Source organism: Ensifer sp. CCNWLY38 (genome assembly GCF_037120565.1).
Taxonomy (GTDB): domain Bacteria; phylum Pseudomonadota; class Alphaproteobacteria; order Rhizobiales; family Rhizobiaceae; genus Ensifer; species Ensifer adhaerens_H.
In genome coordinates this window covers 473583-495517 of the sequence record NZ_JBBBBO010000001.1, presented here as the reverse complement: position 1 = coordinate 495517, position 21935 = coordinate 473583, and the positions used below count along the sequence as shown (strand labels likewise).

The window sequence follows — 21935 nt, the reverse complement described above, 5'->3', positions numbered from 1 at the left end:
GGGTGGGCTCTATTCCCCGACTGTGCGACGTTGCGATCGCTCTCTCATGATTTTGAGCGAAGCCGTCTCTCCTCTCACCCGTGAAAGGAAATACCGCGCGGTGGAACGAAACATCCGCCAACCTCGCCGCCGCCTCTTGCATTTATGCGTTTGGAACAGCATAGGGCGCTTTGAGGCCATCGCCTTTCCCCGGGCGAATTAGAGTGTGCCGCGTGAACAGGAAGCCAGGAGGAACATGCCGTGACGACTGTGATTGATGGCAAGAAAGTCGCCGCTTCGGTCATCGAGACTGTGAAGGCCGCGACCAAGGCGCTCGAAACGGATGCCGGTGTGCGCGCGGGCCTTGCGGTCGTGATCGTCGGCGACGATCCGGCAAGCCACGCCTATGTTTCCTCGAAGAGCAAGATGGCCAAGGAGTGCGGCTTCCTGTCGATCCAGCACACCCTGCCGGAGGCAACCACGCAGGAAGAGCTCGCTGCGCTGGTCGCGGAACTCAATGCGGATGCCGCCATTCACGGCATCCTCGTGCAACTGCCGCTGCCGAAGCACCTGAACTCCGAGCCGATCATCCAGTCGATCCTGCCGGAAAAGGACGTCGACGGCCTGCATATCGTCAATGCCGGCAAGCTCGCGACGGGCGATCTCGAAGGCGGCCTCGTCTCCTGCACGCCGGCCGGCGCAATGGTCTTCGTGCACCAGACCCACGGCGATGATCTCTCGGGGCTGAACGCTGTCGTCATCGGCCGTTCGAACCTCTTCGGCAAGCCGATGTCGGCGCTGCTGCTCGCTGCCAATGCGACCGTGACGACGGCGCATTCGCGCACCAAGGACTTGGCCGCCGTCTGCCGCAATGCGGATATCCTCGTTGCCGCCGTTGGCCGCCCAGAGATGGTGAAGGCCGACTGGGTGAAGCCCGGCGCGACGGTGATCGATGTCGGCATCAACCGCGTGCCGGCGCCGGAAAAGGGCGAGGGCAAATCCAAGCTGGTTGGCGACGTCGCCTTTGCCGAGGCCGCCGAGGTCGCAAGCGTGATTACCCCAGTGCCGGGCGGCGTCGGTCCGATGACCATCGCCATGCTGATGGCCAACACCGTGATTGCCGCCCATCGCAAGGCCGGCCGCAAGCCGCCGCGCTTCTAGTTCCTGCTCACATGGAATGACGAGACGCGTCGTGATTGCGGCGCGTTTTCATTTTTGCGGGGCGGGCCCGGTCGAGGCGCGCACGATGAGCTCAGCGCGCCAGAGTTCCTGTTCCGGATAGTCGCCACGTTTCAGGATTCCGCCGATCAGCCGTGTGGCGATCCGGGCTCCGGCCGCCCTGAGCGACGAGCGTGTCGTCGTCAGCGGCACGCTGAAATTCTCAGGTTTCAGCATCGGCAGCACGTCGTCATGGGCGATCAGCGAGATGTCCTCGCCGATTTTCAAGCCCGCCTGGTTGATCGCCCGGACCGCGCCGAGCGCCAGCACCGTACTGGAGCAGAGCACCGCGGTCGGCGGCTGCGCATGCTGCAGGAAGCGCTGCATGCTGCGGTAGCCGTGCTCGTCGGTCATCAGCGAATGTTCGACCAGAGCCTCGTCGAGCGTGAGGCCGTGTTCGGTAAGCGCCCTGAGCATTCCCTTCTGGCGGCGGATGGAAAAAGTCAGATAGTCCGGGCCATTGATCAGCGCGATCCGTTGATGCCCGAGTTGAATGAGAAGTCGCGCCGCATCGTAGAAGGCACTGGTGTTGTCGATGTCGAGGAAGGGGTAGTCGCGGCTTTCGCCGATCGAGCGCCCGTGGACGAGAAACGGGATCGATAGCGACTTCAGCATGGCAATGCGCGGGTCGTTGGCGCGCATATAGGCAAGGAACAGCGCATCGACATTGCCGCTGGCTGCCAGCCGCCGGAACGTCACTTCCTCGTCCTCCGGCGCACTCGGATTGAGCACGAAGTGGAAATCATGCTTGACCGCTTCTTCCGCAAGCCCCGCCAGGAACTCGCCGAAGTGCACATCGGAATCGATACCGGGCGCGATCGGCATGACCATGCCGATGGAGAAGGCTCTGCCGGTGGCCAATCGCTGGGCGGCGCGGTTCGGCCTGTAGCCGGTCTCGCGCACGGCCTGCAGCACGCGCTGACGGGTCTCGGCATTGACTTCCGGATAGCCGTTCAATGCGCGGCTGACCGTTGTCTGGGACAGGCCGAGCAGTTCCGCAAGTTGCTTGAGATTGACCGCCATGGTCAGGATTCCTCCCAAAGCGCTTTGGATATCCGTATGATTTTTGGTGTTTGGTCCCAGCGCCTCGGGTTGGTGTAGCATCCGTTTTTCGAGCAACAAAGCGGAATTCAACCATTGCGCGGTGCAAAACGTTACCGCAAAGCACAAATTCGTCGCATTGAGGACAGGGATGGGAAATCTCTTGACTCCTCGCGTGTCGCAATGGTTTGTTAGCGAACTCAAAGCGCTTTGAATTTTTGCGCATTATCGTCTGCCCGGCGGGATCCGGGTTCATCTTTGGGAGGAGAAGAACGTGAAGAGATCATTGCTGTTGGGCGCGGCAGCGTTTGCCCTGTTGGCAGGTGCCGCCGGCGCCGCGGACCTCAAGTTCAAGCCGGGCGAGGATTCGAAGTTCAACTGGGCGAGCTTCGAGGAGTTCAAGAAGGGCCACGACCTCAAGGGCCAGACGCTGACGATCTTCGGCCCCTGGCGCGGCGAGGACGAGGCGCTGTTCAAGAGCGTCTATGCCTACTTCACCGAAGCGACGGGCGCCGAGATCAAATATTCGTCCTCGGAAAACTATGAGCAGCAGATCGTCATCGACACCCAGGCCGGCAGCCCGGCCGAAATCTCGGTCCTCCCGCAGCCGGGTCTGATCGGCGATCTCGCCTCCAAGGGTTACCTGACGCCGCTCGGCGACGACACCCAGAAGTGGCTGCTCGACAACTACGCCGCCGGCCAGTCCTGGGTCGATCTTTCGACCTACAAGGGCAAGGACGGTAATGCCGCGCTCTATGCATTTCCCTACAAGATCGACGTGAAGTCGCTCGTCTGGTACTCGCCCGAAAACTTCGAGGACGCCGGCTACGAAGTGCCGAAGACCATGGAAGAGCTGAAGGCGCTGACCGAGAAGATCGCCGCTGACGGCGGCAAGCCATGGTGCATCGGCCTCGGCTCGGGCGGCGCGACCGGCTGGCCGGCGACCGACTGGGTGGAAGACATGATGCTGCGCACCCAGCCGGCAGACGTCTACGACAAGTGGGTCAAGAACGAGATTCCCTTCACCGATCCGGCTGTCGTCGGTGCGATCGATGAGTTCGGCTGGTTTGCCAAGAACGACAAGTTCGTCGATGGCGGCGCTGCAGCCGTTGCCTCCACCGACTTCCGCGACAGCCCGAAGGGCCTCTTTGCCTCGCCGCCGAAGTGCTACCTGCACCACCAGGCGTCGTTCATCCCATCCTTCTTCCCTGAGGGCACCAAGATCGGCGAGGACGCCGACTTCTTCTACATGCCGCCCTACGAGAGCAAGAAGGAGCTTGGCAATCCGGTTCTCGGCGCCGGCACGCTGGCGATGATCACCAAGGATACGCCGGCTGCGCGCGCCTTCATCGAGTTCCTGAAGACGCCGATCGCCCACGAAGTCTGGATGGCGCAGACGAGCTTCCTCACGCCGTACAAGAGCGTCAACGTCGATACCTACGGCAACCCGCCGCTGAAGAAGCAGGGCGAGATCCTGCTCAACGCCACCACCTTCCGCTTCGACGGTTCCGACCTGATGCCGGGCAAGATTGGCGCGGGCGCGTTCTGGACCGGCATGGTCGATTTCGTCGGCGGCAAGTCGTCGGCAGATGTCGCCGATGGCGTGCAGAAGGCGTGGGACGCCATCAAGTAAGAACCGGATGACGGGCGGCGGCGATGCCGCCCGTTGCGGATCCGGGTTCGCTGCAGAGGCGGGCAGAGGAAAAGTGTATGCGGTTTTCCGTTCGCTTCCCGCCTTCGTCTATGAGAAGCAGCGCACCCCAATGAGAACGGCGACAATCGCCAGCCCTGCACGCGACCGTGCACCGAGGGGGAGGGACATGTCATGTTGTTTCAGCTTTTGAAGGCTGCAGGGTTCATGTTGGGCGGGGTCATCGGCTGCGCCGCCTATTTCTGGGGAACCAGTTTCATTCTCGACCTGATGTTCCCGTCGAAGGGAAAATCAGGTGCCGTCGCGTCAAGAAATCTGCGTATCACCAACGCCATCCGTCCGTGGTTGTTTCTGGGACCGGCGCTCCTTGCGCTGACAGTGTATCTTATCTATCCCGTCTTCATGTCGCTCTGGTACAGCGTCCATGATCGCGCCGGACAGAACTTCGTCGGCGTCAGCAACTATGCCTGGATGGTCAACGACGGTGAGTTCCGCCAGTCGATCTACAATAATTTCCTCTGGCTGCTGGTCGTTCCGGCGCTCGCGACCTTCTTCGGCCTGGTCATCGCAGCACTCACCGACCGCATCTGGTGGGGCAACATCGCCAAGACGCTGATCTTCATGCCGATGGCGATCTCGTTCGTCGGTGCCGCGGTCATCTGGAAGTTCATCTATGACTTCCGCCCCGAAGGCGCAGAGCAGATCGGCCTCCTGAACGCCATCGTCGTCGCCTTCGGCGGCGCGCCGCAGGCCTGGATCACGCTGCCGTTCTGGAACAATTTCTTCCTGATGGCGATCCTCGTCTGGATCCAGACGGGCTTTGCGATGGTCATCCTGTCCGCTGCCCTTCGCGGCATCCCTGAGGAAACGATCGAAGCCGCTGTCATCGACGGCGCCAATGGCTGGCAGATCTTCTTCAAGATCATGGTGCCGCAGATCTGGGGCACGATCGCCGTCGTCTGGACGACCATCACCATTCTCGTGCTGAAGGTCTTCGACATCGTGCTGGCGATGACCAACGGCCAATGGCAGAGCCAGGTGCTCGCCAACCTGATGTTCGACTGGATGTTCCGCGGGGGCGGCGACTTTGGCCGCGGTGCGGCGATCGCCGTCGTCATCATGATCCTCGTCATTCCGATCATGGTCTGGAACATCCGCAATGCGGCCAAGGAAATGAAGGGGCACTGAGATGAATCCAGCGACACGCTCACCCCTCATGTGGGTCGTCCACCTCTCGGTCCTTATGATCGTCGCGCTCTGGACGTTGCCGACCGCCGGCCTGTTGATCTCGTCTCTGCGCGACAAGGATCAGCTCGCCGTTTCCGGCTGGTGGACCGCACTTTCGACCTCGTCGCAAAACACCGTCGTCCGGGCGCCAGGCCCAGAAAGCCAGGTCGAGCGCGAAGGCAAGTTCGTGATCTCCGGCAACCTGCTCGAAGGTCAGCCGGGCCAAATCTCCGCCTTCGGCTTTAACAGCCGCGAGCCGACTGCGTTCAAGGCCGGCGAAACCGCCGAACTCAACGACGGCGAAAAGCTGACCGTTCAGGCCGACGGCAATTTCGAGATCGTTTCCGACAAGAAGATGGAAGGTTCGCGCGGCCAGCGCGTCTTCGTCACCGCGTCTTCGCCGCCGCGCTTTACCTTCGACAACTATGTCGAGGTGTTAAGCGCTGAGGGCATCGGCCGCTCCTTCATCAATTCGCTCACGGTTGCCGTACCCGCGACGATCATCCCGATCATGATCGCGGCCTTCGCCGCCTATGCGCTTGCCTGGATGCCGTTCCCCGGCCGGGCGATCCTGATCGCCGTGGTCGTCGGTCTTCTCGTCGTGCCGCTGCAGATGTCGCTGATCCCGCTGCTGAAGCTCTACAACGGCGTTGGCACGATCCTGGGCGTGCCGGCCAAGACCTATGTCGGCATCTGGCTGGCCCATACCGGGTTCGGCCTGCCGCTGGCGATCTATCTGCTTCGCAACTACATGGCCGGCCTGCCGCGCGAAATCATGGAATCCGCCCGCGTCGACGGCGCCAGCGATTTCGATATCTTCGTTAAGATCATCCTGCCGCTGTCCTTCCCGGCGCTCGCCTCCTTTGCGATCTTCCAGTTCCTGTGGACCTGGAACGACCTGCTGGTGGCGATCGTGTTTCTGGGGGCGGGGCCCGACGAACTGGTTCTGACCGGCCGGCTCGTCAACCTGCTCGGTTCCCGAGGCGGCAACTGGGAAATCCTGACGGCTTCCGCCTTCATTACCATCATCGTTCCGCTGATCGTCTTCTTCAGCCTGCAGCGCTATCTTGTGCGCGGTCTGCTGGCGGGCTCGGTCAAGGGCGGCTGATTATCAAGGACCTCCAGAGAAAATGAGCATGACCGAAATGAGCACTTCCACTTTGCAGCCAGATCGGGACTGGTGGCGCGGCGCGGTGATTTACCAGATCTACCCGCGCTCCTACCAGGATTCCAATGGCGACGGCATCGGCGACCTCAAGGGCATCGTTGCCCGGCTGCCGCATATCGCCGCCCTTGGAGCCGACGCAATCTGGATTTCGCCGTTCTTCACCTCACCGATGAAGGACTTCGGTTACGACGTCTCGAACTATACCGATGTCGACCAGATCTTCGGCGGCCTTGCCGATTTCGACGCCGTGATCGCGCAAGCGCACCGCCTCGGCATCCGCGTGATGATCGACCTCGTTCTCTCGCACACGTCGGATCAGCATCCCTGGTTCGTCGAAAGCCGCTCGAGCCGGACCAATGCCAAGGCCGATTGGTACGTCTGGGCCGACTCCAAGCCGGATGGCACCCCGCCCAACAACTGGCTGTCGATCTTCGGCGGCTCGGCCTGGGCCTGGGATCCGACGCGCCTGCAATATTACCTGCACAACTTCCTGACCTCGCAGCCGGATCTCAACCTGCACAATCCGGAAGTGCAGGATGCGCTGCTCGGTGTCGAGCGCTTCTGGCTGGAGCGCGGCGTCGACGGCTTCCGCCTCGACACCATCAACTTCTACTTCCACGATAAGCATCTGCGCGACAATCCGGCGCTGGCGCCGGAACGCCGCAACGCCCAGACCGCACCGGCGGTCAACCCGTACAACTATCAGGAACATCTCTACGACAAGAACCAGCCGGAGAACCTCGCATTCCTGAAGCGGTTCCGCGCCGTCATGGACGAGTTTCCGGCGATCGCCGCCGTTGGCGAGGTCGGCGACAGCCAGCGCGGCCTGGAGATCGCCGGCGAATACACCTCCGGCGGCGACAAGATGCAGATGTGCTATGCCTTCGAGTTCCTGGCGCCCGATCCGCTGACACCGGCGACCGTCGCCGAGGTTCTCACGAATTTCCAGAAGGCAGCACCCGAGGGCTGGGTCTGCTGGGCCTTCTCCAACCACGACGTCGTGCGTCATGTCAGCCGTTGGGGCGCTGGCGTTGCCGATCGCGACGCGCATGCGAAGCTGCTTGCGAGCCTCTTGATGTCGCTGCGCGGCTCGGTTTGCATCTATCAGGGCGAGGAACTGGCACTGAGCGAAGCCGAGCTTGCCTATGAGGACCTGAAGGATCCCTACGGCATCCAGTTCTGGCCCGACTTCAAGGGCCGCGATGGCTGCCGCACGCCGATGGTCTGGGATGGTGCCGCGGTCAATGGCGGCTTCGGCAACGCGAAGCCCTGGCTTCCCGTGCCGGCAGAGCACCTGGAGCGTGCCGTATCGGCGCAGCAGGGTGATGACGCATCCGTCCTCGAGCACTACCGCCGCTTCCTGCATTTCCGCAAGGCGCATCCGGCTTTTGCCAAGGGCGAGATCGAGTTCCTGAACACGGATGGACAGGTGCTCGGCTTCGTGCGCAGCTATGGCAACGAGAAGCTTTTCTGCCTGTTCAACGTGAGCGGTACGCCGGCTGCGGCCACGCTGCCGAACGAACCGGTCGCCGCGCTTGAAGGGCACGGCTTTGCAGCCGAAGTGAAAGATAGAACGGTCAACCTGCCGGCCTGGGGCGCGTATTTCGCCCGGTTGGTGTGAAGCCGGCTGAATAATGATGAGAGCAAGAACTGACGGGAAGAACCGAAGGGGAGGGTGCAATGACGGGTCTGCTGCTTAAAGATATCCGCAAGTCCTACGGCGCGGTCGATGTCATTCACGGCATCAATCTCGACATCAAGCAGGGCGAATTCATCGTCTTCGTCGGTCCGTCCGGCTGCGGAAAATCGACGCTGCTGCGCATGATCGCGGGTCTCGAGGAGATCACCGGCGGCGACATGTTCATCGATGGCGAGCGGGTCAACACCGTGCCGCCGTCGAAGCGCGGCATCGCCATGGTGTTCCAGTCCTACGCGCTCTATCCGCACATGACGGTCTACGACAACATGGCCTTCGGCATGCGGATCGCCAAGGAATCGAAGGAGGAGATCGATCGCCGGGTGCGCAACGCCGCCGATATCCTTCAGCTCACCAAGTATCTCGACCGTCTGCCGAAGGCTCTGTCCGGTGGCCAGCGCCAGCGCGTCGCGATCGGCCGTGCGATCTGCCGTGACCCCAAGGTCTTCCTGTTCGACGAGCCGCTCTCGAACCTCGATGCGGCTCTTCGCGTCGCCACCCGCATCGAGATCGCCAAGCTCAACGAGCAGATGGCCGACACGACGATGATCTACGTCACCCACGACCAGGTAGAAGCGATGACGCTCGCCGACCGTATCGTGGTGCTGTCGCAGGGCCATATCGAGCAGGTGGGTGCGCCGCTGGAACTTTACGAGCGGCCGGCCAATCTCTTCGTCGCGCGCTTCATCGGCTCGCCGGCGATGAACATCATCCCCTCGGCGATTACCGCCACCGGCGCGCAGACCACGGTGAAGCTGGCCGGTGGCAAGAGCGTCACGCTCGATATAGCCACGGACGCATCGCAGAACGGCAAGACGGCGAGCTTCGGCGTGCGGCCGGAAGACCTGCAGGTCTCTACTGGCGAGGACTTCCTGTTCGAAGGCACGATCTCGATCGTCGAGGCACTCGGCGAAGTGACGCTGCTCTATATCGAAGGTCTGGTCGAGAAGGAGCCGATCATCGCCAAGATTCCCGGCATCCTGCCGGTTCATCGCGGCGACAAGGTGCGCTTCACCGCCGACAAGGCCAAACTGCACCTGTTCGATGCTGACGGTCGCAGCTATCGCGCCTAAGCTACTCCAGGAAAAGTGCACAGCGGTTTTCCGTCCGGAATTGTGGCTTGGAAGATCAATTCCAGGAAAAGTGCGTAGCGCCCTTCCGCCGGATTTGTCTAACGAGCAGATGTTCATCTCGACCCGCCCGTAAAATCGGGCGGGTTTTTTCAATGCAACCTACGGATCAAACCCTCTGTTAAATCTCTGCCGCTAATCTGTTTCAAAAGGGGATAGGAAAGGCATATCGATGAGAGGCGCGGCGCCCGTAATGCAGCAGCACTTCCTGAACAAGGAAGAGTCCTTCATGTACGATCGGGAAGCGAACTTTCCGATGGAGGACACACGGAACGAGGCGCGCATCGAATATACCGAGAAGGGCATGACGCAGTTGAGCTCCCGCCGCTGCGAGATCATCAAGCTCTCCAAAAGCGGCGCCGTCATCAGCATCCTGACGCAGTATCAGCTGCCGCAGAACTTCTATCTCGATATTCCGAGTGCCCGCATCCAGATGGTCGGCTGCCTGCTGAAGCGCGTGCATGCCAACAACGTCATCGAAGCGCGGTTCCTCCGCCTGCTGACCGACCGCGATCTCAATCGCATCTTCGTTTACAGCACCCATCCGAACCATCGCAACCGAACGCTCGACATCTACCGCTGAGGCCCAACGCGGCTTGAGGTGTGGGGCTTGACCGTCCTGTCGGCGCAATGAATGGTTGCGGTCTTCTTCAACGGATTGGGACCGGAACCATGCAGCGACCCTATCGGCTTTCCTGCCATTGCGGCGACATCGCAGTCGAGGTCGACGAGGAGCTTTCTGGCCTCGTCGAATGCAACTGTTCGACCTGCCGGCGCTCCGGCTTCCTGCATTGGAAGGTGGACGCCGCCAAGGTGAAGCTGCTCACCGAGAAACGTCGCCTGTCGAGCTACATCTGGCGCGGTCTCAACGAGGGCCATCACTTCTGCCCGACCTGCTCGACGCCGATCATGCGCAGCGGCTATCCGGACAACAAGATCTCCATCAATGCCCGCTGCATCGAAGGCGTCGATGTATTTACGCTGGAGATCGAACGCTACGATGGACGCAATGACATGTTTCCCGGTCCGCTGCCGTAAGCGGATAGTGTGGGCGCCCAGCTCGCCACTGTCTCGAAGAAAAGTTCGCTAGAAAAGGCCGCCGCCCCGGCTGAGGAGGCGGCGCTATTTGTGTCCTAGTGGAAGAGAACGCTCGCTCCATGGTCGGCAGCACCTGCAATCGCCCGGAACGGCGCGAAAAGCTCACGGCCCATGCCGAAATCGTTGTCCGAGAGGTCGGCATGCGCAGGTACCCGCGTCTTCAGCGCGATGTCCTCGACCAGCACCTCGATCGTTCCGGCGACCGCGTCGATACGCACGATGTCGCCCTCCTGGATCCGGGCGATCGGGCCACCGTCCTTGGCCTCCGGGGTGACGTGGATTGCCGCCGGCACCTTGCCGGAGGCACCGGACATCCGACCATCGGTGAGGATGGCGACGCGCTGGCCGCGATCCTGCAGAATGCCGAGCACGGTCGTCAGTTTGTGCAGTTCCGGCATGCCGTTCGCCTTCGGGCCCTGGAAGCGCACGACGGCGACGAAATCGCCCTCGAGCTTGCCGGCCTTGAAGGCGGCATTGAGCTCGGCCTGGTCGTGGAAGATCTTGGCCGGGGCCTCGATGACGTGGCGATCCGATTTCACGGCGGAAATCTTGATGACCGCCTTGCCGAGATTGCCGGTCAGCATCTTCAGGCCGCCGCTATGCTGGAAGGGTTGGTCGATGGTCGCAAGCACCTTCGGATCAGCGCTTTCCTTCGGTGTCGGCACGCGCTCGACGCTGCCGTCGGCTCCAAGCCGAACGTCGATCTTGTAGGCGTCGAGACCCTGTCCGACGACGGTGCGGACGTCATCGTGCAGCAGCCCGCCCCGCAGCAACTGGCTGATCAGGAAGCCCATGCCGCCGGCGGCATGGAAGTGGTTCACATCGGCAAGCCCGTTCGGATAGACGCGGGCCAGTAGCGGCACGATATCCGAAAGCTCGGAGATATCCTGCCAGGTGAGCACGATGCCGGCGGCGCGCGCCATGGCGACGAGATGCATCGTGTGGTTGGTCGAGCCGCCAGTCGCATGCAGGCCGACGACGCCATTGACGATCGAGCGCTCGTCGATCATCTCGCCGGCGGGCGTGAACTCGTTGCCCATGGCGGTGATCGCCAGCGCCCGCTTGGCGGCTTCCTTCGTCAGCGCGTCGCGCAGCGGCGTGCCGGGATTGATGAAGGAGGCGCCGGGCAGGTGGAAGCCCATGATCTCCATCAGCATCTGGTTGGAGTTGGCGGTGCCGTAGAAGGTGCAGGTGCCCGGCCCGTGGTAGGACTTTGATTCCGCTTCGAGCAGCTCGTCGCGGCCGACCTTGCCTTCGGCGAAGAGCTGGCGCACCCGCGCCTTCTCGTCGTTCGGCAGGCCCGAGGTCATGGGACCTGCGGGCACGAAGATGGCGGGCAGATGCCCGAAGGTCAGCGCCGCAATGACGAGACCCGGCACGATCTTGTCGCAGACGCCGAGATAGACAGTGGAATCGAACATGTTGTGCGACAGGCCGACGCCGGCAGCCATGGCGATCAGGTCGCGCGAGAAGAGCGAAAGCTCCATGCCCGGCTGCCCCTGAGTGACGCCGTCGCACATGGCCGGTACGCCGCCGGCAACCTGGGCGATGCCGCCCGCTTCTCGCGCGGCATCACGGATCAGCGCCGGATAGGTCTCGAACGGCTGGTGCGCCGAGAGCATGTCATTATAGGAGGTGATGATGCCGAGGTTGGCCACGCGGTCGCCCGCGAGCGCCACCTTCTCGGCGGGGGAACAGACAGCAAACCCGTGGGCAAGATTGCCGCAGCCGAGCACGCTGCGGTGCGGGCCGCTCGACGCCGCGCGGCGGACGCGGTCGAGATAGGGTTCGCGGTGCGGTTTCGAGCGCTCGACGATGCGAGCGGTGATCGAGGCAATGCGGGAATCGGCGGACATGACAAATCCTGTTCCGGAGTCTTCGACTCCTCATCTTCAGCCAGTCATCGGTCCGGAGCGCGGCGAGCTTGGGAGAGCGCACGTCGCGTCCCGGCATGTTCTCAGAAACACTTTCCCGTTCCGGCGGGAGCGCGCCACCGGCTGAACGTGTCTCCACTTTGATATTGGGCCGATTCGACCCAACAGCAGTCGATCTACGGCGCCCAGTAAATCTGCACCGGCGATGCGGCACGACGCAGCATCGCGCGGATCGGCATGTCCTTCTCGTCGCCGGCCTGTTCAGCCTTGGCGAGAACGGTCTTCTTGCCTTCGCCTTCGATGTGTAGCACCAGAAGCCGCGCATCCTGAAGGCTGGCGAAGGTCAGCGTCAGGCGGGTTTCGCCCGCACCTTCCGCCTCCATCGTGATCACGCCGCGCGGCGTCGCCGGATCGATGGCACGCGCGAGTTGCGATCCGCCCGGGAAGAACGACGCGGTGTGCCCGTCCGTTCCCATGCCGAGAATGGCGACGTCGAACGGCGCGCCGATTGCTGCCGTTTCCCGGCTTGCGATTTCAGCGGCCGCCTCGGCCGAGGGCGCCGCATGGTAGAGCGGCAGGAACTTGGCCGCGGCCGCCTTGCCCTGAAGCAGGTTGCTGGCAACCAGGCCATGGTTGGAACGATCACTTTCCGGCGGCACGAAACGTTCGTCAACGAGCGTCACGGTTACCTTGTCCCAGGCGATGTCCTTTTTGGACAGCGCTTTGAAGAAAGCCTTGGGGGTCGAGCCGCCGGAGACTGCGATGCTCGCCGAACCGCGTGCTGCAATGCCGGCAGAAAGTGCGCTGCTCACGGCGTCAGCCAGGCCTTCCGCCAATGCCGCGCCGTTTTCGAAAGTATGAAGCTCTGTCGTCATCATTGCACCTATATCGCATCGTTCCAGGTGCGGCCGTCACGCTCGATCAGCGCGATCGACTGGCTCGGGCCCCAGGTGCCGGCGGTATAGCCCTGGACCTGCTGCCCCGTTTCCTCCCACGCCTTCAGGATTGGGTCGACCCACTTCCATGCGGCCTCGACCTCGTCGCGGCGTACGAACAGCGTCTGGTTATTGCGGACGACGTCGAAGAGCAGCCGCTCATAGGCGTCGGCATTGCGCACGGCAAATGCCTCGGCAAAGCTCATGTCGAGCGAAACGTTGCGCAGGCGCATGCCGCCCGGGCCAGGATCCTTGATCATCAGCGACTGCTTCACGCCTTCGTTCGGCTGCAGGCGAATGACCAGCTGGTTGGCCGAGATGCGGCCGGCATTGTTGTCGAAGATCGAGTGCGGGATCTGCTTGAAGGTGATGACGATTTCCGACATGCGACCGGCAAGGCGCTTGCCGGTGCGGATGTAGAAGGGCACGCCGGCCCAGCGCCAGTTGCTGACCTCAGCCTTGATCGCCACGAAGGTCTCGGTGTTCGAGACACCGCCTTCGAGCTCTTCGAGATAGCCCTTGACCGGACCGCCGGCAGAGGCGCCGGCGCGGTACTGGCCGCGCACCGTCACCTGTTCGACGTTGGACGAGGTGATCGGCTTCAGCGCGCGCAGAACCTTGAGCTTTTCGTCGCGGACCGCTTCCGCGTCCATCGAGGTCGGCGCTTCCATGGCGACGAAGCAGACGAGCTGCAGAATGTGGTTCTGCACCATATCGCGAAGTGCACCGGCCTTGTCGTAATAGCCGGCGCGGTTTTCGAGACCGACGGCTTCCGCCACGGTGATCTGCACGTGGTCGATATGGGCGGAGTTCCACAGCGGCTCGTAGAGCGCATTGGCGAAGCGCAGCGCCATCAGGTTCTGCACCGTCTCCTTGCCGAGATAGTGATCGATGCGGAAGATCTGCTCTTCGCGGAAGACCTTGCCGATCGTGTCGTTGAGCTCGGTCGCCGATGCGAGGTCGCGGCCGATCGGCTTTTCGACGACGATGCGGGTATTCTTGGTGATCAGCTTGTGATCGCGGATGCGTTCGGAAATGTCGCCAAAGATCGCCGGGCCGACAGCGAGGTAGAAGGCGCGGATACGCTCCTTGCCCTCTTCGAGAATCTTCTTCAGCGCATCCCAGCCCTGGTCCGACTTGGCGTCGACGGAAACATAGAAGAGGCGCGCGGCGAACTTGGCGACTTCCTCTTCCTTGTACTCGTCCGCCTTCAGATGTTCCTTCAGCGCATCGACGGCGAATTTGCGATAGTCCTCATGGCTGAGTGCTGCGCGCGACGCGCCGATGATGCGGGTCGGCTCGGTGATCTGGCCTTCCAGTTGCCGGTGATAGAGCGCCGGCAACAGCTTGCGCTCCGCAAGATCGCCGGTGCCCCCGAACACCACATAGTCAAATGGTTCGACGGGAATGATCTGGCTGCTCATGGGATATCTCGATCTGTTCAGGTCACGGACACATATAATCTAATCGATTTAAATGCGCTAGGGTGCGGCGCAATAAAATGCCGCCGCGAGGGCTTCTCAGAACCTGTCGCGTAATGCGTACCAGCTTAACGCAAGGAAGAGAAGGGCGGAGCGGAACCGCGTACCACCGGGAAAAGCCGGGATTTTCAGGGCTTTCAGCAGATCGAGCTCGGTATCCTTGCCGAGCGCCAGGTCGGCATAGAGCTTGCCGCAATAGTTGGAGAGCATCACACCGTGACCGGAATAGCCGCCGATGGAGGTGACGCCGGGCATGACCTCGCGACAGAAGGGCGTGCGCGGCATGGTGATGCCGACGGAGCCGCCCCAGGCATGGGTGATCTCGATATTGGCGAGTTCCGGATAGATCTCGCTGATCTGCCGGCGGATGTGGGTCGAGATATCTAGCGGATTGTCAGCGGTATAGGCCTCACGGCCGCCGAAGAGCAGCCGCCCGTCCCGAGACTTGCGGAAATAACGTACGACGAAGCGCGAATCATCGACCGACTCGCCGCCGGGAATGACGTTTGGGTGGTCGGAAAGCACCGTCGTTGCGCCGATGAAGGACCGGATCGGCATGACGTGGCTGGCGCTCACCGGCTCCAAGTTGCCGATATAGGCGTTGCAGGCGACAAACACGCGATCGGCGGTGATCGTGCCGCGGTCGGTGGTGATGACGATCGCGCCTCCGCTGCGGTCGATCTTCAGGGCTTTCGTCTGTTCGAAGAGATTGGCACCGGCAAGGGCGGCCTGCTTCGCCAGCCCGACCAGCAGCTTCATCGGGTGGATATGGCCGGTGCCGGCATCGCGGATGCCGAAGTGGTAATGGCTCGACCCGAGCCGGCTTGCGGTTTCCTCCCGATCCATGAAGGAGAGATGCGGATAGCCAAAGCGTGTTGCCATCGCTTCCGCATGGTCGCGATAGTCCTTTTCGAGGCTTTTCTTGTGGCCGACCGAGAGCTGGCCGGGCACGAACTCGATGTCGATTTCGTGTGTGTTTGCGAAGTCGAGCACGTAGCGCTTGGCATTCTCCGCCATGTCGAAGAGCGCCTGTGCCCGCTCATGACCAAGGTTTTCTTCGGTCTCGTCCGCCCAGGCGCGCTGCCCGGTGCCGAACTGGCCGCCATTGCGGCCGGAGGCACCGTCGCCGAAACGGCAGGCGTCGATCAAGGTGACGTCGACGCCCTGCCGCGCCAGGTTCCAGGCGGCCTGCAGCCCCGTATAGCCGCCGCCGATGATCGCGACGTCGGCTTTCCGCGATCCCGGCATGGCGGGATACTCCGGTCGATCGGGAACCGTTGCCTCATACCAGGAGTAACCGGGCGAGATCGGGCTTTGCCAGGGCATGGAGAACCTCTGAGGTCAGACGTTGAGAAGCAGGAATTCGCGTTCCCAGGGACTGATGACCTGCATGAAGGTTTCGAACTCGCCACGTTTGACGCCGGCATAGATGGCGATGAACTCAGGGCTCAGCACCTCCGCAAGCGATGGTGCCGATTCCAGCAGTGCCACAGCTTCGAGCAGGCCGCGCGGCAGGTCGATCTCGCCCTCGTTGGCCGTGTCCTCGGTCGGTGCCGTCGGCTCGCGCTGTTCGACGATGCCGAGATAACCGCAGGCAAGCGAGGCCGCGAGCGCCAGATAAGGGTTGGCATCCGAGCTCGGCAGCCGGTTCTCGATGCGCCGGGCGACCGGTTCCGACACCGGGATGCGGAAGGCGGTCGTGCGGTTGTCGTAGCCCCAAGCGGTATTGACGGGCGCCGACATGTCGGGCGTCAACCGGCGGAAGGAGTTCACATAGGGCGCCATCATGACCAGCGTGCGCGGCACGTAGTGCTGCATGCCGCCGATGAAGTGGAAGAACTCCTTCGATGCCGATCCATCCGGGTTCGAGAACAGGTTCCGGCCGGTGTTGATTTCGACCACTGACTGGTGGATGTGCATCGCCGAACCCGGCTGGCCCTGCATCGGCTTGGCCATGAAGGTGGCATAGATGCCGTGCTTCAGCGCCGCCTCGCGGATCGTGCGCTTGAACAGGAAGACCTGGTCGGCCAGCTCGATCGGATCGCCGTGGCGAAGGTTGATCTCGAGCTGCGCCGGTCCCTCTTCATGGATCAGCGTGTCGATCTCGAGACCCTGCTTCTCGGAGAAGTGATAGATGTCGTCGATCAGCTCGTCGAACTCGTTGATGCCGGCAATCGAATAGCCCTGACCGCCAAGGATCGAGCGACCGGAGCGACCCTTCGGCGGATGCAGGGGATAGTCAGGGTCGTCATTGGTGGCGACGAGGTAGAATTCGATTTCCGGCGCGACGACCGGTTTCCAGCCCTTCTTCTTATAAAGGTCGACCACGCGCTTCAGGACGTTGCGCGGCGTGTAGCTGATCTGCTCGCCCTGCGAACCGACGATGTCACAGATCACCTGCGCCGTAGGGTCGGTCTCCCAGGGCACGACCGAAAGGGTCGAGAGATCAGGCACGAGCTTGATGTCGCTGTCGCGCGAATCGTAGCGGAACTGCCCGGTTTCGTCAGGATACTCGCCCGAGATCGTGTGCCGGTAGACGGCCGAGGGGAGCGCCAGCGAGGTGTTGGACGTGAATTTCGAGGTCGGCATCATCTTGCCGCGCGGCACGCCGGCAAGGTCGGGCGTGATGCATTCGACGTCTTCGATGCCGCGGATCTTGAGCCAGTCCGTGGCTTCCTTCCAGGTCTTCACACCGCGGAGGGAGTGCAAGGCGGGGGGTATTTTCGAAGTTTTGCTGATTTTCGTTGTTTGTTGGGCAGCACTTCTCTTGGAGGGCATAAATCACCGGTTTTGGCTTCGGATGACGCATCATAACCACAGATTGGCAATTGGCTAGATGGGCTTGGTCATTGACTTTCTTCTTTGCCACCGGGAAGGAAAGACAAAAGAGCTGGGGTGTTTCGTGGCTGAGAAGAAGGATGTGGTCATCATCGGCGCCGGTGCCGCGGGCATGATGTGCGCCATCGAAGCGGGCAAGCGCGGCCGCCGCACGGCTGTGCTCGACCATGCCAAGGCACCCGGTGAGAAGATCCGCATCTCCGGCGGTGGTCGCTGCAACTTCACCAATATCCATGCGGGGCCGAAGAATTTCCTTTCGGCCAACTCACATTTCTGCAAGTCGGCACTGGCGCGCTATACGCCGCGCGATTTCCTTGGCCTTGTCGAAAAGCACGGCATCGCCTGGCACGAAAAGACGCTCGGCCAGCTCTTCTGCGACCACTCGGCCAAGGACATCATCAGGATGCTGCTCGCGGAAATGCGGGATGTGCACGCCGAGTTGCGGTTGGAGACAACGATCGAAAGCGTCGAACGCCACGGGGCGGGCTTCCGCGTCATGACGGATGAGGGGCCTATCGATGCCCAATCGCTCGTCATCGCCAGCGGCGGCAAGTCGATTCCGAAGATGGGTGCGACAGGGCTCGCTTACCGGATCGCCGAGCAGTTCGGCCTTGGCATCGTCGAAACGCGGCCGGGCCTCGTGCCGCTGACCCTCGATCCGGCGCAGCTCGAAACGATCGGCGAACTGGCGGGTGTCGCAGCCGACGCCGAAGCCCGGTTCGGCAAGACGGCTTTTCGCGAGGCGGTGCTGATCACCCATCGTGGCCTGAGCGGCCCGGCGATCCTGCAGATCTCTTCCTATTGGCGCGAGGGACAGGAGATCGAGTTGCGGCTGATGCCCGATATCGACATCGCCGCGATCCTCAAGGAGATCCGCCGCACCCACGGCAAGCAGGCGGTGCAGACGGCGCTTGGCGATATCCTGCCGCGCCGGCTCGCCCAGTTTTTCGCCGACGGCGCGAAGCTGACCGGCCGTCAGCTTGCCGACCTCTCGGACAAAACGATCAACCAGCTTTCGGCCTTGATCCAGGCCTGGACGATCAAGCCCGCCGGATCGGAAGGCTATCGCACGGCCGAGGTCACGCTCGGCGGCGTCGATACCAAAGGGCTCGATTCCAAGACGATGCAGGCGAAGGCGGTACCCGGGCTCTTCTTCATCGGCGAATGCGTCGATGTGACCGGCTGGCTCGGCGGCTACAATTTCCAATGGGCCTGGGCATCGGGCTTTGCTGCCGGGCAGGACGCCTGATCTCCCCGCTTTTGTTGGGTCGTGCTTCAGCGATTGTTAACGGCTCTGATCGAACCTTTATTCTCGTCGGCACAGCCGGCGGTTGGTGTGATCGGATTGTCGCGTAAACGGAAATAACACTGTTTCCTATTTTTTGACTTTCCTCCGCCCCGGCATGGCTGCAATATATGTGTGACTGGCAAGCCGGTTCATCCGGGCCGATGGTTGCCGGTGAATGTGACAAGGACAGGATGCCATGAACCAACCACGCCGCCGTCCCCGCGCCATCGCGGTCGCCCGCACCGATGAAAGCCGTCAGCAGAAGGCCGCCACCACGCGCCTCGCCCTCATCGCTTTCTTCGCCGTAGCCGCGCTTGCAGCCCTTCCGGCCCTTTGGTTCTGATCTCAGGCAACCGGCCCTCGACGGCCGGTTCCTCGGGCGCAGTTGAAGCGCCCTGCGCCCCTTCGGATTTTCTGCCGCAGGTGAAACACGCTTATATAAATTTTAATCGTTCAAATTAGATAGTACGACGATGTGAGTTTCGTCAGGTTCGCATTGCCTGGAGGGGTGACGCGGATCCGCAATGATTGCCGACGGACTTGCGGCGTGCGCCGTATGATTTTCCGAAAAACATCAGCCTGTTTGCGCATCGGGTGGCTCTCGATCGTTCGCGCCTTCACGCCCCGTCGTTGAATGCGCAGACGTCCCGAGCTGCCGGGGAGGCGAATGCGAGCTGCGAGCCAAGGTGTTTTCAATGTTCATTGATAGAATTCTTGCCCGTTTCAAGATCCAGACGAAGGTGCTGTTTTTCATCCTGCCCTTCGTCGTCAGCATCTGTGCCGTCGGTATCACCGGCCTCTATGCATCCGGCCTGCTTCAGGGCCGCATGGAGATTTCCAACAGCGTGCTGCAGACATTGAGCGGCTTCAAGGATGTCTATGCGGGCATGAACGCCTTCCTGCATTCGACGACCGAGGAAACCAGGCAAGCCGTCCAGTCAAAGATTTCGGCCCAGAAGGACGTGCTTGCGGCAACGGCCGCACAGGTCGCCGGTCAGAGTGGCCAGGATGAGCTGACGGCCGCAATCGCCGCGACAAACGACATCGAGGCACGCATCGATGGCCTCTGGAAGCTGCATGTCGGCGAGCAGGAGCTGCGCGCAGCGATGGCGGCGAACCTCGACGCGCTGCTGATCGAGCGCTCCAAGATCAACGAGGAATCGAACCGGCTGCAATATGCTGTGCGGAAGAACGAAAACGCTGCCAAGACCATGCTGCGCGAAGCCGAAAAGCTGATGCGCGCCAGCCGCTTCTTCAACGAGTTCGGCACCGAGGTCAGCAAGGCGATCACCGTCGACGACAAGCTGAAGGCGGTCAAGGAACGCTTCCCGATGATCGGCCGCACCGAGCGCGACATCTTCCGCCTGCTGCCGAAGGATGAAAAGTCGCTTGCCGAAACGATCACTTCGGCCTCGAGCGAGATCGGCGCGCTGCTGAAGGCGCCGGCCGGCCCGGAGACGCTTGCCGGCATCTCCAAATATGTCGACCGTTTCCGCACTGCGAGCTTCCGCCTGGAGGCGGCATCGGTCGGCAAGATGCGTGACGCGACGCGGATCTTCGCCGAACTCGACGAACAGATCGTCAGCACGGAATCGGTGTTGACCGCGACCCGTCGGCTTTCGTCGTCGATCACCGATATCCAGATTTCGGCTGCGACCTTCATGGGGCAGACGACTGAGGACAACCGTAAGAAGCTGCTCGACAAGTCGCTCGCCGTCCAGCAGAACATGGCGACGCTGCGCGGCGTCGCCAGTGACGGTGCTTCCTTCGACAAGATTGCCGACACCCTGATGCCGATCCTCACCGCGATGAAGAAGGACCCGGCGGCGCTCGTCGAAATCACCGTCAAGCGGACCGCCGACTTCGACGCTGCCGGCCAATCGATCGACCAGATCTGGGGCGATCTCACCGGCTTTGCCGAGCAGCAGAAGGTGGCCGCCGGAACAGAACGCCAGGAAGCAAACCAGATCTCGGTGGCCGCAACCGTCGGCGGCGTCGTCATCGCGCTACTCGCCGGCATTGCGTTGACGCTGACGCTGAAGAAGCCGATCGGCCAGATCACCGCTGCCATGCGTCGCCTCGCCGATGGCCGCCTCGACACCGCGATCGACGGCGACGCCCGTCGCGACGAAATCGGCGACATGGCGCGCGCGCTCGGCGTCTTCAAGGAGAACGCGCTTTCCAAGGTGCGTATCGAGGCCGAGAGCGAAGAGCAGCGTACCCGCGCCGAAATGGAGCGCAGCCGCAACGATCAGGAAAAGCGCGAACTCGACCGCCAGATCGATCTGGCCGTCAGCGAGCTTGCCGCCGGTCTCGGCCGTCTCGCGCAGGGCGACCTCTCGCGCCAGATTGAGGTTCCGTTCCACGGTCGTCTTGAACAGTTGCGCGAGGACTTCAATGGCTCGCTGATCCGGCTGCAGGACACGCTCTCCCAGATCCGTGCCAATGCGCAGGCGATCCAGGAAAGCGGTTCCAGCATGCACCATGCAGCCGATTCGCTGTCGAAGCGGACGGAAGCCCAGGCGGCATCGCTTGAAGAAACCGCCGCTGCGGTCGACCAGATCACCGTGACCGTTCGTTCTTCGGCCGAGCGTGCCGGCGAAGCCAACCATGCCGTGATCCAGACGAAGCGCAGTGCCGACAGCTCGGCGACCGTCGTCACCAACGCGATCGCCGCCATGGGACGCATCGAGGAGGCCTCGCGCCAGATCGAGCAGATCATCGAGGTTATCGACGACATCGCCTTCCAGACGAACCTGTTGGCGCTGAACGCCGGCATCGAGGCAGCGCGTGCGGGTGAAGCAGGCAAGGGTTTTGCCGTTGTCGCTCAGGAAGTGCGTGAGCTGGCGCAGCGTTCGGCAGAGGCCGCGCGCGAGATCAAGGGGCTCATCAACAAGTCGACGAACGAGGTCAATGCCGGTTCGCACCTGGTCAAGGAAACGGGCGAAGTGTTGGCATCGATCAGCGCGCAGATCGTCACCGTCAGCCAGCATGTGGAGATGATCGCGACCGCAAGCCGCGATCAGGCCGTTGCGCTCAACGAGGTCAACGGCTCGGTCAACCAGATGGACCAGATGACACAGCAGAACGCGTCCATGGTCGAGGAAGCGACGGCGACGAGCCGGTCGCTCGCACACCAGGCCGACACGTTGATGATGCTTGTCGAGCAGTTCCGGCTGGAGCCGCAGGCAGACGACTACAATTCCCGGGCGGCCTGAGGCGACCGGCAATCGAAATCGCTGACGGCGGACTTTCCGCCTTCAGGCGAAGGCACGGCAAACCGGTATCGCCGTGCGACATAACAAGGGCAG

Annotated in this window: 17 protein-coding genes; 11 read left to right on the top strand and 6 right to left on the bottom strand. The window is 62.2% G+C overall.

What is annotated here, in order from left to right:
* Positions 1-240 precede the first annotated feature (240 nt).
* Positions 241-1140, top strand: coding sequence for a bifunctional methylenetetrahydrofolate dehydrogenase/methenyltetrahydrofolate cyclohydrolase FolD (gene folD / locus V7S54_RS02465; protein WP_065372797.1), 900 nt, complete (start codon positions 241-243; stop codon positions 1138-1140).
* 48 nt (positions 1141-1188) lie between these two features.
* Here the strand turns inward: folD and V7S54_RS02460 are convergent, their stop codons facing one another.
* Entirely contained in the window at positions 1189-2220 is a 1032-nt protein-coding gene (locus tag V7S54_RS02460) for a LacI family DNA-binding transcriptional regulator (RefSeq protein WP_065372796.1), read from the bottom strand.
* A 292-nt stretch (positions 2221-2512) separates the two neighbouring features.
* Between V7S54_RS02460 and V7S54_RS02455 the strand changes: the two genes are divergently transcribed.
* The 7 genes from V7S54_RS02455 to V7S54_RS02425 all read left to right on the top strand — a co-directional run bounded on the left by V7S54_RS02455 (position 2513) and on the right by V7S54_RS02425 (position 10148).
* On the top strand, positions 2513-3871 hold the full coding sequence (locus V7S54_RS02455) for an ABC transporter substrate-binding protein (protein WP_065372795.1): 1359 nt from the start codon (positions 2513-2515) through the stop codon (positions 3869-3871).
* 192 nt (positions 3872-4063) lie between these two features.
* Positions 4064-5077, top strand: a complete 1014-nt coding sequence (locus V7S54_RS02450; protein ID WP_093231965.1) for a carbohydrate ABC transporter permease — start codon at positions 4064-4066, stop codon at positions 5075-5077.
* A 1-nt stretch (position 5078) separates the two neighbouring features.
* On the top strand, positions 5079-6224 hold the full coding sequence (locus V7S54_RS02445; protein WP_065372794.1) for a carbohydrate ABC transporter permease: 1146 nt from the start codon (positions 5079-5081) through the stop codon (positions 6222-6224).
* A gap of 22 nt (positions 6225-6246) precedes the next feature.
* On the top strand, positions 6247-7905 hold the full coding sequence (gene bglA / locus V7S54_RS02440; protein WP_336408039.1) for a beta-galactosidase BglA: 1659 nt from the start codon (positions 6247-6249) through the stop codon (positions 7903-7905).
* Between the two features lie 59 nt (positions 7906-7964).
* The gene (locus V7S54_RS02435) at positions 7965-9053 is read left to right on the top strand and encodes an ABC transporter ATP-binding protein (RefSeq protein ID WP_065372792.1); all 1089 of its coding nucleotides are present in this window, start codon (positions 7965-7967) and stop codon (positions 9051-9053) included.
* Between the two features lie 229 nt (positions 9054-9282).
* The gene (locus V7S54_RS02430) at positions 9283-9693 is read left to right on the top strand and encodes a hypothetical protein (RefSeq protein ID WP_065372791.1); all 411 of its coding nucleotides are present in this window, start codon (positions 9283-9285) and stop codon (positions 9691-9693) included.
* Between the two features lie 89 nt (positions 9694-9782).
* Positions 9783-10148, top strand: coding sequence for a GFA family protein (locus V7S54_RS02425; protein ID WP_065372790.1), 366 nt, complete (start codon positions 9783-9785; stop codon positions 10146-10148).
* A 95-nt stretch (positions 10149-10243) separates the two neighbouring features.
* Here V7S54_RS02425 and edd read toward each other — a convergent pair whose 3' ends face one another.
* The 5 genes from edd to V7S54_RS02400 all read right to left on the bottom strand — a co-directional run bounded on the left by edd (position 10244) and on the right by V7S54_RS02400 (position 17276).
* Positions 10244-12064, bottom strand: a complete 1821-nt coding sequence (gene edd, locus V7S54_RS02420; protein WP_065372789.1) for a phosphogluconate dehydratase — start codon at positions 12062-12064, stop codon at positions 10244-10246.
* Between the two features lie 194 nt (positions 12065-12258).
* Positions 12259-12957, bottom strand: coding sequence for a 6-phosphogluconolactonase (gene pgl, locus V7S54_RS02415; protein ID WP_065372844.1), 699 nt, complete (start codon positions 12955-12957; stop codon positions 12259-12261).
* Positions 12958-12965: 8 nt separating this feature from the next.
* Positions 12966-14441, bottom strand: a complete 1476-nt coding sequence (gene zwf, locus V7S54_RS02410; RefSeq protein WP_057251016.1) for a glucose-6-phosphate dehydrogenase — start codon at positions 14439-14441, stop codon at positions 12966-12968.
* Between the two features lie 96 nt (positions 14442-14537).
* Positions 14538-15824, bottom strand: coding sequence for an NAD(P)/FAD-dependent oxidoreductase (locus V7S54_RS02405; protein WP_065372788.1), 1287 nt, complete (start codon positions 15822-15824; stop codon positions 14538-14540).
* Positions 15825-15839: 15 nt separating this feature from the next.
* A complete protein-coding gene (locus tag V7S54_RS02400; protein WP_057251012.1) occupies positions 15840-17276 on the bottom strand; it encodes a glutamine synthetase family protein in 1437 nt (478 codons plus the stop codon).
* A 124-nt stretch (positions 17277-17400) separates the two neighbouring features.
* Between V7S54_RS02400 and V7S54_RS02395 the strand changes: the two genes are divergently transcribed.
* The 3 genes from V7S54_RS02395 (at position 17401) to V7S54_RS02385 (ending at position 21842) form a co-directional block, all read left to right on the top strand.
* On the top strand, positions 17401-18585 hold the full coding sequence (locus V7S54_RS02395; RefSeq protein ID WP_065372787.1) for an NAD(P)/FAD-dependent oxidoreductase: 1185 nt from the start codon (positions 17401-17403) through the stop codon (positions 18583-18585).
* A gap of 235 nt (positions 18586-18820) precedes the next feature.
* A complete protein-coding gene (locus tag V7S54_RS02390) occupies positions 18821-18967 on the top strand; it encodes a hypothetical protein (protein ID WP_176707518.1) in 147 nt (48 codons plus the stop codon).
* 352 nt (positions 18968-19319) lie between these two features.
* Complete coding sequence (locus V7S54_RS02385) at positions 19320-21842, top strand: methyl-accepting chemotaxis protein (protein ID WP_065372786.1); 2523 nt, start codon at positions 19320-19322, stop codon at positions 21840-21842.
* The last annotated feature ends 93 nt before the right edge of the window (positions 21843-21935 follow it).